We start from the raw sequence: 14324 nt of genomic DNA on the forward strand, positions 1-14324 counted from the left end.
GCTGGGGGCTACTTGTCGCCGCGGAGGTCGTCCAGGTGGGCGGCCGCGAGGGTGCTCGCGCGGGTGAACCAGTCGGTCAGGACGGCGATCTCCGCGGCGGAGTAGTCACCGAAGAGTTCCGCGAGCTTGGCGTAGTACGGCTCGTAGATTTCGCGGATACGGCCCTCCGCGTCCGGCCGCGCGGCCACGCGCACCCGGCGCCGGTCCGTCGGGTCAGGACGGCGGGTGACGTAGCCCGCACGCTCCAGTCGGTTGAGGATGCCGGTCACCGCGCCCGTGGTGACGTGGGCGCGCACCGCCAGGTCACCGGCCGTGAGCAGGTTCTCGCCGGCTTCGAGGACGTAGCCGAAGCAGGTCAGGTCCGTGACGTTGAGGCCGACCTTCGCGGCGATCTCCTGCTGCCCGACCATCGCGGTCGCGATGAGGTGGTCCATCGCCATCAGGGCCTGGGCCGGGGAGGCGGAGGGGCGCGGCTTGGCTTGCATCTTCCTGATTACCTTAGCTTGTGAGAGATTTAGCGCCTAAACTTCTTACGAAGTGAGAGATTCTCGGGAGGTGGGCACGTGAGCCAGTATGACGAGGGGCACACGGTCGCGGGGTGGACCGGAACCGCGATCGCGACGGTGGGCTCCGCGGTGGCGGGGGCCGGGATATGCGTGGTCTCGGCCGTACTGATCTGGGGCGGCATCGGCATCCTGGCGGCGAGCGTCCTCGTCACCTGGGTCCTGCACCTCACCGGTTGGGGCAAGCCGCCGGGGATACGGCCGCGAGGCGAATGGGGCATGGGGACGCGGGACCTGACCGCGCGGGGCGGGCATGCGGAGTGCTGGGGGTGCCGGTTGGCGGGGCGGGGCCGGAGTACGGCGGTGGTGGCGCCCGGGATGGGGGAGGCCGAGCCGATCGCTGTGGAGGCCGGCCGCTGAACGGCCGTTGTCAGTGGCGGCCCCTACGCTCTTGAGCGATGGCACAGGCATGGAGATGCAAGGGGCTGCGGTGGTCCCCGGACGGCCCCGAGCTGGCGTGGGGCGGCGGGCGGCGTTCGCCGCTGACCTGGGGGAAACGGGTGGCGTTCGGGGTCGCGGAAGGGGGAGTGCGGACATGCGTGGGAGCGCGGGGGCATGCGTGTCCGGTGCGAGCGGTCGTGCCGGGGCGGAGCACGGGGGCGCGGTGCGAGGAGTGCGCGCGGCTGGACCGGGCGCACTCGGTGGCCGCGGACACGATCGCGGACGATCCTCGCCCGTACCACGTATATCTGGCCTGGTTCGGCCCCGGCATGACCAAGGTCGGCATCACCGCCCTTGAACGCGGCTCGGCCCGGCTGCTGGAACAGGGAGCCATCTCCTTCAGCTGGCTGGGCACCGGCCCACTGATGGCGGCCCGACGCACGGAGGAACTGCTACGGGCGGCCCTGCGGGTACCGGACCGTATTCCGTACGCCGATAAGCGGGCGGTCCGATCGGAGCTGCCGACGTCGGCGGCGGAACGCGCGGCCGAGGTGCAGGACCTGCACGCGCGCGCGGTTGCGCTGCCGGCCTGGCCGGAGTCCCTGACCCGCGAGCCCTGCCAACCGGTCGACCACGCCGCGGTGTTCGGACTCACGGACCTCCCTGCGGCGGTCGGCGAGGTGAGCGACCTGGTCGCGGGCGGGGTGGTGAGCGGGCGGTTGGTGGCGGCTGCGGGGCCGGATCTGCACCTGGCCGTCGAAGGCGGCGTCGTCGTGGTCGATACGCGGTTGATGACGGGGTGGGAGCTGGTGCCGGTGGGCGGGGAGGGTGGGGAACTGAGCGTGCCGGTGCGGGAGTTCAAACGGCGGGATGTGAGTGTGCAGGACGGGCTGTTCTGAGGAGAAGGGCTCCTCGGGACGGCATGATGCGTCGCCCGGAACCCGTAACATTTCCGGTGATCTTCTACTAACCTTGCCTTTGGCCGAGCAGCGGCCGCGGCCCAGCCAACCGGCCCGTGACCGGTGATGGCGATGACGGCCCGAAGGTGCCTCGCATCCTGATGACTTCGCCGCCCTGCAGGCGTGCCGGATCACGGGACTGCCACGCCGGAATCAGGACGACCACGTGGTCAAGCACCACCGCCGCAAGCTCGAAACCAAGCAGCGTCAGGCCCGGACCGGCGAGAGCTACCAAGCCGCACTCGAAGCGATCCGTAACAAGCCGGCCTTCCCCGGCGTTCCGGATCACCCAACGAACCTCGGGCAGATGAGCAAGCTGCCTCTGGACTTCGAGGCATTCCACCGTATGCACCGCGCAGCCTTTGTGACCTGGGCGACGACGTACCTGAACCACACGGCCGACGCCGAAGAAGCAGTTGATTCGGCCTTTGAGCAGGTGCTCATGGTCTGGCCCGAAGTGCTGGGAAAGGAGAGCCCGGCGGCCTATGCCTGGCAGGTGCTGAAGTACCGAACCATCGACATGGCCAGGGCTCGCGGCCGACGTGAAGTACCAGCCGATACTGCTGCCTTCGACTCCATCGCCCTGCACGAGCCGGCGGACCCCATCGGGCAGTTGGAGGAAAGCATCGACCTCTTCCAGGTCATCCGGGCCCTGCCCGCAAAGCAGCAGGACGTCATTGTGCTGCTCGCCGGCGGATACTCCACCCGCGAGATCGCTGACCACCTCGGCCTCGCTCCGGCGGTAGTGCACACCCTCGCCCGTGCCGCACGGCGAACCCTGCGTCTGACCGATGCCTACCCTGTGCTCGATGAGCGGGGGCACCGCGAGGAGGCCGGAGTATGACCCTCCTGCACGAGACCCTGCCCGAGTTCCTCGGAAGCCTGGGCGCCGCTGCCGTCCTGGCCGGCGCAGCATGGGGCGCACGCCGGACCAGCGACCTCCGATCCACCCGGAGCTCCGTGAACAGGTTCCGCCGCTACACACTGCTCGGAACGACGACGCCGAACCACTCGATCAGTACTTGTGACCGGGCAGCGGCGTCTCTCGCAGTCGGTTCGCGATGTCTACGCGCCGCCAACCGTCAGCGAGTACTCCACCCCCACCGCGAAATCCTCGGACTGCCCCCGAATTGTCAGCGTGTGCTTTCCAGGTCGCAGCGGAGACAACTGGACCCATAGCCCGCACCCTGTAGCGCTGACTCGCCCGTCCGTGCCTGTGAGGGGATTGTCGGCGACGCCCCGCACAGTGATTGTCTCTCCTCGGACGGTTTCCGAATCGACCGGCTTGCCGTCCAGGACCGCGGAGCCCTTGGCCGCGCTCATGAAGTCCGTGCAGTCTGCCGGGCTACCGATCAGGTTCACGAGGGGGAACGCGACAGGTACCCCGTCAGGGACGCTGCAAGTGCGCTTGGCCTGAGTGCCGAACGTGCCCGCCAGGAACCACACATCCTGCGGTTGGTTACGCGCGCACTCGCTTCCATCCTCGTCAGCGACCGGGTTGGTGCCTTCAGGCTCCGACGATGCCCATGTCCACCAACGGCTCTGCAACACCTCGGAAGAGAGGCGGACTTGGGTCGGCGACTGCGCTGCAGAAGCAGGAGCCGATGTCTGCTCGGTCTCTGTCGCGCCTTCCGATTCCGCGGATGCTCCGGCTCCACATCCGACCAGCGCAACGAGCGCTACGGCGATGAGTCCTGTTCTGCCGGTCTTGATCTTCATGAGTGTCCCTCCCGCGCCACACGAATCCTTCGACCCCTCCGGCCACGGTTGTAGCAGTCGGCAGGACCAACGGTCATCGCGCGGCTCCGGCGGACTCCACCGCGTTCGGACGACGGCATGACATGACAGGTTGCACCCGCAACTGGCATGCTCACGGTCGCGATCATTGTCTGCATCGGGGGAACGATGACTACAGGACCTGGTGGCTTCTCCGCGCGAGTCGAGTCCGTCGACGGCAGTTCACATCTCTTGAACGAACTGGCAGGGCTGCTGTACGCCGGGCGCATGGACGGGGACAACGCCACGCAGTGCCGGGTGCCGCGCTCGCATCCGCAAGTGGCCGACACCGTCGAGGACTTCGCTCGGTTCGCGCAGGATCAGTACGGGGATCTGGTCGGCTTGCTGTCGGCCCTGTCGACGAAGCTGCGGTCGACGGGCAACGCCTATGTGCAGGCCGACGCCGGCGCGCAGCGCGCCATGGACGATCTGCTCGACAACGGGCGTTACGTCGCGCCCGAGAATCGGTGAGAGCGCCATGGCTTACCGTGCGGACGTCGCGTTCCTCGACGCCTCGAACCCCCCGCTCATCGAACGGACCGCAGCCGAGTACGGCCGCCTCCACACCCTCCTCGCCTCGTGCGACGACGACTTCCGCAAGGCAGGCAAGGTCGAGTGGGAGAGCAGGCACCGGGAGCGCTACACCAAGCGGCTGAAGGAAGCCCTCGAACTGGCAGAGCATCTCTCGGCGGCGTTCAAGCGCGTACGTAAGGCGTTGGTCGACTACGCCACGGCAGTCGAGCGGGCCAAGGGGCACTTCGAGAACGGCCGGACCACGGAGGACCGTCTGGTCGAGGTGATGGCCCGTGAGGCGGACCCGATCACACCCACGGCACGGGCCGCGGAGCCCCTGCGCCAGTGGGAGGACCTGAGAGCGACGACCGGCTTCCTCGACTGGGCCGCCGAACTCACCGCCGACGTGGACGCGATCCGCGAAGAGGCCGAGAACTATTACAACGCCACCCAGGACCACTACGGCGACGCCCAGCGGGTGGAGGCCGCGGCCCGGGAGGACTGCGTGCACGAGATCCGGGCGGCCCTGCGGTCGCTGCCGGATTTCCGGGGCGGGGACGGCAGTTACCCTGCGCTGCTGGTCGGGGCCGTGGACGCGTTGCGGCACGAAGTCGGCGACGCGAGCCGCAACCCGAACACCCAGCTTCTCGGCACCGGCATGAAGGTCGACTCCTTCCCCGGAGTGACCAGTGACAGTGACACCACCGTCTCTCCCGCACTGCGACGCATACGGGACCGGCTCGCGCATCTGCCGGGCGCCCAGGACCACTACCTCTATCTGCCCTCCGACGACGACGCCGGCCGCCGTAAATACATCTCGGGGAACAAGGCCCTGATCAACGACGCCGCGGCCAACTCCGGTCTGCCCCCTGAGATGTTGGCGGGCATCGCCTGGCAGGAGGTCGAGGGCGATCCCTCCTGGATCGACGACGCCGCCTACGGCGTACGTCGCCACATCCCCGGCACGGGGGTGGCCGACCAGACCTCCATGGGCCCCATCGCCATCCAGGTGCGCCGATCCGCCGAAGTCCTCGGCTACGACCCGGAGAACCTCACCGACGCACAGCGCGAAGAGGTCGTCAACGCGTCCAAGGACCCCGGCCAGAACATCTACATCGCCTCTGAGTACCTCGCCCAGCTCAAGGCGGAGAGCGATTTCGCCGACGTACCGCCGGAGCGGATGACCAGGGAGCAGATGCGGGAACTCGCCACGCGCTACAACGGTGGGCCGTACTACCGCAGCGAGCACGCCCAGACCTACGGTCGCGGATTCGCCGCCCACGTCGACGAGGCGAAACGAGCACTCGGATCATGAGCGAGGCACGGGCTTCCTGGTTCAAGGGGGCGGTGTCCGGGGTTCTGCTGGTCATCGGCTACCTGCTGGCCGGCGCCGCAACCGCCATCGCCTACCTGTCGAACCCCCTCGGCCCCTGGGACCACCAGGCCTTCGACCACATCCGCCTCTTCGGACGGCTCGGGCTCACCTTCGCCCTGCTCACTGCCCCGGTCGTGATTCTGGCGGTCACTCGCCGCTGGCTGCGGCCGTGGTGGATCGTTCCGTGTGCGGTGATCATGTTGGCCGTATGGGGACGCCTGACCGTCTTCTTTCCGGCGCGCTGACCCAGGGCCCGTCCGTAGGTTTCCCAGGCACTCCCTGAGACTTTCCTGTGCGTTTCTTAGGAGATTCACAGGTTGCGGAAAGCGTGTTCTAAGAGGGCCCCGACATTGTTTCCAGCATGACCACGACCTCGCCCCAGGGGCGCACCGAACTGCTGAGGCCGGACGGGAGCCCCGTCCGAGTGCTTGTGGTGGACGACGAGATGTCGATCACCGAGCTGCTGTCCATGGCCCTTCGCTATGAGGGATGGCAGATCCGGAGTGCGGGAGATGGCACGGGCGCCATCCAGACCGCGCGTGACTTCCGGCCCGACGCCGTCGTCCTGGACATGATGCTGCCGGACATGGACGGGCTGACCGTCCTCGGCCGGCTGCGGCGTGAACTGCCGGATGTGCCGGTGCTCTTCCTCACCGCCAAGGACGCCGTCGAGGACCGTATCGCCGGGCTCACCGCCGGTGGCGACGACTACGTCACCAAGCCGTTCAGCCTCGAAGAGGTCGTGGCCCGGCTGCGTGGGCTCATCCGGCGGTCCGGTGCGGCCGATCGGCGGTCGGACTCCGTGCTCGTCGTCGGGGACCTCACGCTTGATGAGGACAGTCATGAGGTGTCTCGGGCCGGGGACAACATCCACCTCACCGCCACCGAGTTCGAGCTGCTGCGGTTCCTCATGCGCAATCCTCGGCGTGTGCTCAGCAAGGCGCAGATTCTTGATCGTGTGTGGTCCTACGACTTCGGCGGACAGGCCAATGTCGTCGAGCTCTACATCTCCTATCTGCGTCGGAAGATCGACGCCGGTCGCGAGCCCATGATTCACACCCGGCGTGGTGCCGGCTATCTGATCAAGCCCGCGGCGTCATGAGCGGGCGACGACGGACGCGTACGCAGAAGAGACGGGCGGGTCAGCCGCGTACCCTGCGGACGCGGCTCGTCGTCGCGTCGGTGGTGTTGATCGCCGTGGTGTGTGCGGTGATCGGTACGGTGACGACGCTTGCGTTGCGTTCGCACCTGTACGAGCAGTTGGACGGGCAGGTCAAGGACGCGGGCAAGCGTTTGTCGGGGCCGATGAAGCCCGGTGATGTGAACGACCCGGCCGTGCCGGAGGACCGGCTCGAAGGTTTTGTGACCAGAGGACCGACCCAGGCCGACACCGTCGCCGCCGAGGTCGCGGCCGACGGCACCGTCAGCAGGGCGGTCATCGCCGAGCGGTCGTCCACCAACACGGCCTTCAACCAGAACAAGGCCACCGAGCTCAGCGACGCCGTCAAGTCCGCGCTCGCCGAGGTGTCCACCACCGGATGGCACACCGTGGACCTCCCCGGCCTCGGCTCGTACCGTGTGCTGTACGTCATCGGGCTCGAGGGCAATTACTACGTTGCCCTGCCCACTGAGTCCGTCGGCAACACCCTCAACACCCTCATGCTCATCGAGGCCAGCGTCACCGCCGCCGCCCTCGTCGCCGCCGGTATCGCCGGCACCGTGATCGTCGGTGTCGCCACCCGCCCCCTCCGCCGAGTCGCCGCCACCGCCACCCGGGTCTCCGAACTCCCCCTCCACACCGGCGAGGTCAACCTCAGCGAACGCGTCCCCGAGTCCGAGACCGACCCCCACACCGAGGTCGGCCAGGTAGGCGCCGCCCTCAACCGCATGCTGGACCACGTCCACGGCGCCCTCCACTCCCGCCAGCAGAGCGAGATGCGCGTACGCCAATTCGTGGCCGACGCCAGCCATGAGCTGCGTACCCCCCTCGCCTCCATCCGGGGATACGCCGAACTCACCCGACGCGGAAGAGAAGACGTCGGCCCGGACACCAAACACGCCCTGGGCCGTATCGAGTCCGAGGCCGGCCGCATGACCCTCCTCGTCGAGGATCTGCTGCTGCTCGCCCGCCTCGACGCCGGCCGCCCGCTCCAGTTCGAGCAGACCGACCTCATCCCCCTCGTCGTCGACACCATCAGCGACGCCCGCGCCGCCGGCATGGACCACAACTGGCGGCTCGACCTGCCCGACGAACCCGCGCTCGTGTCGGCGGACGCGGCACGGCTGCAACAGGTGCTCGTCAATCTGCTCGGCAACGCCCGTAATCACACCCCACCGGGGACCACCGTCACTGCGCGTGTCCAAAAACGGGGCCCGTGGCTCTGCGTCGACGTCGAGGACAACGGCCAGGGCATCCCGGCCGATCTCCTCCCGCATGTCTTCGAACGCTTCGCCCGCGGCGACTCCGCCCGCTCCCGCGCCACCGGCTCCACCGGCCTCGGCCTGGCGATCGTGCAGGCCGTGGCCACCGCGCACGGCGGTGCCGTGACCGTCGACAGCCTGCCCGGACGTACCGTCTTCACGGTGCATCTGCCGGCGCTCCCCGCGCCGCCGAGTGCCGAAATGAGCTGGCAACAGCACTCACAGGCACAGCACAGCGTCACCACATGGGTGGAACAGGGCGCCTGACGAAAGTCGGTTCCATGCGAACCGACTCTTCTCCCGGCACCCTGCCGGCGCGGGAGCACCTCCCGGCCGGCGACGCCGGTACGCCTGTTCTGGACGTAGTGATCCCCGTCTACAACGAGGAGAAGGACCTCCAGCCGTGTGTGCTGAGACTGCATGATCACCTCAAGCGCACCTTCCCGTACGCGTTCCGCATCACGATCGCGGACAACGCGTCGACGGACACCACCCCCCAGGTGTCCGAGCGGCTGGAGGCGGAGCTCCCGGAGGTCAGGGCGTTCCGGCTGGAGCAGAAGGGCCGCGGCAGGGCGCTGCGGACCGTCTGGTCCGCCTCGGACGCCCCGATCCTCGCCTACATGGACGTGGACCTGTCCACCGACCTCAACGCACTCCTCCCCCTGGTCGCGCCCCTGATCTCCGGCCACTCGGACCTCGCCATCGGCTCCCGGCTCGCCCGTAGTTCGCGCGTGGTGCGCGGCCCCAAGCGGGAGTTCATCAGCCGCGCGTACAACCTCATCCTCCGCGGCTCGCTCCAGGCCCGTTTCTCGGACGCCCAGTGCGGGTTCAAGGCGATCCGCCGCGATGTCGCCCAGGTGCTGCTGCCATTGGTCGAGGACACGGGCTGGTTCTTCGACACGGAGATGCTGGTGCTCGCCGAGCGCGCCGGGCTCCGTATCCACGAGGTTCCCGTCGACTGGGTCGACGACCCCGACTCCACCGTCCACATCGTGAAGACGGCGACCGATGACCTCAAGGGCGTGTGGCGAGTCGGCAAGGCCCTCGCCACCGGTGCGCTCCCGCTGGACCGGCTGACTCGCCCCTTCGGCGACGACCCCCGCGACCGCGACGTCCAGGACGTCCCCCGCGGCCTCGCCCGTCAACTCGTCGGCTTCTGCGTCGTAGGCGGCCTGTCCACCCTCTTCTACCTGCTCCTCTACAGCGGCTTCCGCGTCTTCACCGGTTCGCAGATCGCCAACGCGCTCGCCCTCCTGGTCTCCGCCATCGCCAATACGGCCGCCAACCGGCGCCTCACCTTCGGAGTGCGCGGCCGCAGCGGAGCCGTACGGCATCAGGCGCAGGGCCTGGTCGTCTTCGGCATCGGACTCGCCCTGACCAGCGGTTCACTGGCCGCCCTGAACGCGGCCAGCAGCGACCCGGCCCACTCCACCGAACTCGCGGTCCTCATCGCCGCCAATCTCGCGGCGACGGTGCTGCGCTTCCTGCTCTTCCGGGCGTGGGTGTTCCCCGAGCAGCGCGACGAGTCCGCATCGACCGTCGTCGCCACTCATCTGCCGAACCCGTCCTCGCCGACCTACTCCCTACGGCAACCCACCTACGACACCACCCAGTTCCGCGCCGGTGAAGCCGCGGACGGCACCTGGCGGGACGCCACCCTGCAACTGCAGCCGGTGCGCCCGCACGACACCGACTCAAGGGACTACCGATGACCATCCATTACGACCAGACCGACACCAGCCACGACAGAGGGGCGAGCCCAGCCACCTGGGCCCCACCCCCGGCCCCCGAATCCGGCGAACCCAAGCAGCCCTTCGTACGACGTCTCTGGCGCGGCCGCCCCGAGGACCCCCGCTGGGCCCGCCCCGCCTTCCTCGGCCTCCTCCTCGCCACTCTCCTCCTCTACCTCTACAACCTCAGCGCCTCCGGCTACGCCAACTCCTTCTACTCGGCGGCCGTCCAGGCCGGCAGCCAGTCCTGGAAGGCGTTCTTCTTCGGTTCCCTGGACGCGGCCAACGCCATCACCGTCGACAAGCCCCCGGCCTCCCTCTGGCCGATGGCCCTCTCGGTCCGCCTCTTCGGCCTCCACTCCTGGGCGATCCTGCTCCCCGAGGTCCTCATGGGCGTCGGCACGGTGGCCGTGGTGTACGCGGCGGTACGGCGTCGCTTCAGCCCCGCCGCCGGTCTGATCTCGGGCGCGGTGCTCGCGCTCACCCCCGTCGCGGCGCTGATGTTCCGGTTCAACAACCCGGACGCGATGCTGGCCCTGCTGATGGCCGTGGCCTGCTACTTCGTCATCCGGGGTCTGGAGGACGGCCGTACCAAGTGGCTGGTCTGGGCCGGTGTCGCGATCGGCTTCGCGTTCCTCGCCAAGACCCTCCAGGCCTTCCTGATCCTGCCGCCGCTCGCGATCGTGTACGCGGTCTGCGCGCCGGTGTCGGTGAAGAAGCGCATCGGCCAACTGGTCGCGGGGCTGGTGGCGATCGTGGTGTCCGGCGGCTGGTGGGTCGCCATCGTCGAGCTGTGGCCCGCCTCCTCCCGGCCCTACATCGGCGGCTCCCAGAACAACTCCTTCCTTGAACTGACCTTCGGCTACAACGGTCTCGGCCGCCTCAACGGCGACGAGACCGGCAGCGTCGGCGGGGGCGGTGGCGGTGGCGGCACCGGCATGTGGGGTGAGACCGGCTGGGACCGGCTGTTCAGCTCCAGCATCGGCGGGCAGATCTCCTGGCTGATCCCGGCCGCGCTGATCCTGCTGGTCGCGGGGCTGGTCGCCACGCGCAAGGCCCGCCGGACGTCGGTGACGCGCGGTTCGTTCCTGGTCTGGGGCGGCGCGCTGGTCACGACCATGCTGGTCTTCAGCTATATGCAGGGCATCTTCCACGAGTACTACACCGTCGCCCTCGCCCCCTACATCGCCCCGCTGATCGGCATGGGCGCGGCGCTGCTGTGGGAGAAGCGGGAGAAGGTCTGGGCGTCCCTGACGCTCGCCGGTGCGATGACGGCCACGGCGGGCTGGGGGTACGTGCTCCTCAATCGCTCCTCCGACTATCTGCCGTGGCTGAAGTGGGTCGTGCTGGTGGGCGGCCTGGCCGCCGCGCTGGGTCTGGTCTTCTCCGGCCGACTCGGACGTCAACTCACCCTGGGTATCGTCGGGTTGGGGCTCGTGGCAGCGCTGGCCGGGCCGACCGCGTACACCCTCAGCACGGTGAACGAGGGGCACACCGGCTCGATCGTCACCGCCGGTCCCACGGTCGCGGGCGGCCGGGGTGGACCTGGCGGCGGTGGCGGCATGGGCGGTGGTCCCGGCGGGGGCGGCATGCCCGGCCAGAACCAGCAGGGCCAGCAGAACCAGCAGGGTGGCAACGGCTTCCCGGGCGGCGGCGGTATGCCGGGCCAGCGGAACGGCAACGGCAGCACCCAGAACCAGCAGGGCGGCATGCCCGGCGGCATGGGCGAGGGCGGCGGTGGTGGCGGCGTCGGCGGTCTGCTCAACGGCGCCAGCGTCAGCGACGAGGCCAAGGCGCTGCTGGAGAAGAACGCGAGCAGTTACACCTGGGTGGCCGCCGCCATCGGCGCCCAGAACGCCGCGAGCTACCAGCTCTCCACCGGCGACCCGGTCATGGCGATCGGCGGCTTCAACGGCACCGATCCGTCCCCGACGCTGGCCGAGTTCAAGAAGTACGTGGAGGAAGGAAAGATCCACTACTTCATCGCCGGCGGCAACGGCGGCAACGGCGGTGGCGGCATGGGCGGCAGCAGCAGCGGCAGCTCCTCGCAGATCAGTTCCTGGGTCCAGGAGAACTTCGAGACGGTGACCGTGGACGGCAGCACCTTCTACGACCTGACGCAGCCGAAGAGCGACAGCTGAGGGTCCGCAGGATCAAGGGGCATCAAGGGGCGGCGGCCTGGCTATCCGGGCCCGCCGCCCCTTCTCCGTATCATCGTTGTACACCGTATAGGAATTCCTCTACGGTGTATGGCATGACGACATCCCCCCAGGAACAGGCCTCGGCCCAGCCGCAGCCCCAGCCTCAGCTCTCACCTCCGGGCGGTCACCCGCAGCGCTGGCTGATCCTCGGTGTCCTCTGTCTCGCGGTGCTCACCGTGGTGCTCGACAACACCGTCCTGAACGTGGCCATCCCCTCGCTCACCCGCGAACTGGGCGCGTCCACCTCCGATATCCAGTGGATGATCAACGCCTACTCGCTGGTGCAGTCGGGCCTGCTGCTCACGGCGGGCAGTGCCGCCGACCGCTACGGCCGCAAGAAGATGCTGGCCGCGGGGCTGGCGCTGTTCGGTGTGGGCTCGCTGGTGGCCGGTCTCGCCGGGTCCACAGGGCAGTTGATCGCGGCGCGAGCCGGGATGGGCATCGGTGGCGCGCTGCTGATGACCACCGTCCTCGCCGTGGCGATCCAGATCTTCACGCCGGAGGAGCAGCCGAAGGCGATCGGCATCTGGGCCGCCGTGAACTCGCTGGGCTTCGCCACCGGACCGCTCCTCGGCGGCGTCATGCTCGACCACTTCTGGTGGGGCGCGATCTTCCTGATCAACATTCCGGTCGCGCTGCTCGCCCTGGTGGCCGTCCTGGCGCTCGTCCCCGAGTCGAAGAACCCGCAGGGCGACCGCCCCGACCTGCTGGGCGCCGTGCTCTCGACCATCGGCATGGCGTCCCTGGTGTACGCGATCATCTCCGGGCCGGAGCACGGCTGGGTGTCGGCCCGGGTCCTGGTGACGGTGGCCGTGGCGATCGTCGTGCTGGCCGCCTTCGCGTACTGGGAGAACCGGATCCCGTACCCCATGCTCGATATGCACTTCTTCCGGAACCGGCAGTTCATGGGCGCGGTCTCGGGTGCCGTGCTGATCGCCTTCGGGATGGGCGGATCGCTCTTCCTGCTCACCCAGCACATGCAGTTCGTGCTCGGTTACGAGCCCCTGGAGGCCGGGCTGCGCACCGCCCCGCTCGCCCTGATGATCGTGGCGCTGAACTTCACCGGCCTGGCGGCGAAGTTGTCGACCCGGCTCGGGACCCCGCTCGCCATCGGGCTCGGCATGACGGCCATGGCGGCCGGTCTGGCCTCCATCGCCCTGGTGGCCTCGGGCGGTTACACCGGCACGCTGCTGGGCCTGGTGCTCATCGGGGCCGGTGCGGCGATCGCCAGTCCGGCGATGTCACACGCGATCATGAGTGCGATTCCGCGGGAGAAGGCGGGGGTCGGCGGGGGGATCAACGGGACCGTGGCGGAGTTCGGTACGGGGTTGGGGGTCGCCGTGCTGGGGGCTCTGCTCAACTGGCGGTTCGCGGCCGCGTCCCTGCCGGCGGCGTTGGCGGCGGCGGGGTCGGCCGGGGAGCGGGCACGGGTGCTGGACGCGTTCTCCTCAGGTCTTGAGACCAGTTTGCTGGTGGGGGCGTTGGCCGTATTGCTGGGAGGATTGGTCGCTGGGACGTTGTTGCGGCGGGCCGAGCGGGGAGATGGCGCCTGAGAGTTCTCCCCTCAACCGGCATTTCACATCGTCAGGAAGGTGCGCCATGGCCAGGTCAGGCCAGCAGTCCGCTCGGACCAGTGTCTGGCTGGACGGCAAAGCTGAGCGGCGTGGTGGGCGGCAGCCCTCCGGGCTCGACCGGGACCGCATCACCGCCGCGACCGTACGGCTGCTGGACGCCGAGGGGCTGGCCAAGTTCTCCATGCGGAGGCTCGCCGGTGAGCTGAACGTCACCGCGATGTCCGTCTACTGGTACGTCGACACCAAGGACGACCTCCTCGAACTCGCCCTCGACGCCGCCTTCGGCGAACTGACCCTGCCCGACCCGGACGCCGACGAGGACTGGCGGGTCCCGCTGCGCACGCTGGCCCGGGCGTACCGCGGGCTGCTGGTCCGGCATCCATGGCTGTCACCGCTGATCGGCACATACGTCAACATCGGCCCGAACAGCCTCGCCTTCTCCCGGCTGGTCCAGCAGATCATCCGCAGGACCGGACTGCCCACCCACGGCCTGGTCGCCGCCATCTCCGCGGTCTTCCAGTTCGTGTACGGCTTCGGCACGATGGAGGGCCATTTCGTGGCCCGCAGCACGGCGTTCGGCATGAGCCCGGACGACTACTTCCATCACGCCATGAGCACGGTGACCCAGTCCCCGGAGGCCGCCGACATCGTCCACGACTCCGCGGAACTCATGGAGGCCCGGGGCGGCGACACGGTCGAGGAGATGTGGGAGCGGGACTTCGAGTTCGCCCTGGATCTGCTGGTCGCCGGTATCGAGGCGATGGTGGCGCGGGCGGGGTGAGTCGAGGCCCGGCCCGTGGTCAGTCCTGCGCGGCGAGCCGCGCCGGGAAC

The 14324-nt window shown here is 69.0% G+C and carries 14 protein-coding genes; 12 read left to right on the plus strand and 2 right to left on the minus strand.

The features are described 5' to 3' along the window. Positions 1-8: 8 nt before the first annotated feature. Positions 9-485, minus strand: coding sequence for a MarR family transcriptional regulator (locus IE325_RS19050; protein ID WP_190071137.1), 477 nt, complete (start codon positions 483-485; stop codon positions 9-11). 78 nt (positions 486-563) lie between these two features. Here IE325_RS19050 and IE325_RS19055 point away from each other — a divergent pair, with 78 nt between their 5' ends. The 3 genes from IE325_RS19055 (at position 564) to IE325_RS19065 (ending at position 2747) form a co-directional block, all read left to right on the plus strand. Then, positions 564-923, plus strand: a complete 360-nt coding sequence (locus IE325_RS19055) for an HGxxPAAW family protein (protein ID WP_190071138.1) — start codon at positions 564-566, stop codon at positions 921-923. Between the two features lie 38 nt (positions 924-961). Beyond that, positions 962-1843 (plus strand): DUF2797 domain-containing protein, encoded by an 882-nt coding sequence (locus IE325_RS19060; RefSeq protein ID WP_190071139.1) that lies wholly within the window; start codon positions 962-964, stop codon positions 1841-1843. Positions 1844-2069: 226 nt separating this feature from the next. Beyond that, positions 2070-2747, plus strand: coding sequence for an RNA polymerase sigma factor (locus IE325_RS19065; RefSeq protein WP_308437664.1), 678 nt, complete (start codon positions 2070-2072; stop codon positions 2745-2747). 221 nt (positions 2748-2968) lie between these two features. On the opposite strand, the gene IE325_RS19070 is transcribed toward IE325_RS19065, so the two are convergent. Continuing rightward, entirely contained in the window at positions 2969-3622 is a 654-nt protein-coding gene (locus IE325_RS19070) for a signal protein (RefSeq protein ID WP_190071140.1), read from the minus strand. 186 nt (positions 3623-3808) lie between these two features. Between IE325_RS19070 and IE325_RS19075 the strand changes: the two genes are divergently transcribed. The 9 genes from IE325_RS19075 to IE325_RS19115 all read left to right on the plus strand — a co-directional run bounded on the left by IE325_RS19075 (position 3809) and on the right by IE325_RS19115 (position 14274). Further along, positions 3809-4150, plus strand: coding sequence for a hypothetical protein (locus IE325_RS19075; protein WP_190071141.1), 342 nt, complete (start codon positions 3809-3811; stop codon positions 4148-4150). 7 nt (positions 4151-4157) lie between these two features. Beyond that, positions 4158-5507 (plus strand): lysozyme family protein, encoded by a 1350-nt coding sequence (locus tag IE325_RS19080; protein WP_190071142.1) that lies wholly within the window; start codon positions 4158-4160, stop codon positions 5505-5507. Further along, positions 5504-5812 carry a hypothetical protein gene (locus IE325_RS19085; protein WP_190071143.1) on the plus strand — a complete coding sequence of 103 codons (309 nt, stop codon included), beginning with the start codon at positions 5504-5506 and terminating at the stop codon, positions 5810-5812. Before IE325_RS19080 ends, IE325_RS19085 begins: the two co-directional genes overlap by 4 nt. Positions 5813-5928: 116 nt before the next feature. Further along, on the plus strand, positions 5929-6669 hold the full coding sequence (locus tag IE325_RS19090) for a response regulator transcription factor (RefSeq protein WP_190071144.1): 741 nt from the start codon (positions 5929-5931) through the stop codon (positions 6667-6669). After that, the gene (locus tag IE325_RS19095) at positions 6666-8255 is read left to right on the plus strand and encodes a sensor histidine kinase (RefSeq protein WP_190071145.1); all 1590 of its coding nucleotides are present in this window, start codon (positions 6666-6668) and stop codon (positions 8253-8255) included. Before IE325_RS19090 ends, IE325_RS19095 begins: the two co-directional genes overlap by 4 nt. 14 nt (positions 8256-8269) lie before the next feature. Continuing rightward, entirely contained in the window at positions 8270-9700 is a 1431-nt protein-coding gene (locus IE325_RS19100; RefSeq protein ID WP_190071146.1) for a bifunctional glycosyltransferase family 2/GtrA family protein, read from the plus strand. Further along, a complete protein-coding gene (locus IE325_RS19105) occupies positions 9697-11859 on the plus strand; it encodes an ArnT family glycosyltransferase (protein ID WP_190071147.1) in 2163 nt (720 codons plus the stop codon). The genes IE325_RS19100 and IE325_RS19105 overlap by 4 nt, the downstream gene beginning before the upstream one ends. Before the next feature lie 113 nt (positions 11860-11972). After that, positions 11973-13472: an MFS transporter gene (locus IE325_RS19110; RefSeq protein WP_190071148.1), complete on the plus strand. Its 1500-nt coding sequence runs from the start codon at positions 11973-11975 to the stop codon at positions 13470-13472. Between the two features lie 46 nt (positions 13473-13518). Next, positions 13519-14274, plus strand: coding sequence for a TetR/AcrR family transcriptional regulator (locus IE325_RS19115; protein WP_190071149.1), 756 nt, complete (start codon positions 13519-13521; stop codon positions 14272-14274). Positions 14275-14324 lie beyond the last annotated feature (50 nt).

This window comes from Streptomyces lanatus, assembly GCF_014655715.1.
Taxonomy (GTDB): Bacteria; Actinomycetota; Actinomycetes; order Streptomycetales; family Streptomycetaceae; genus Streptomyces; species Streptomyces lanatus.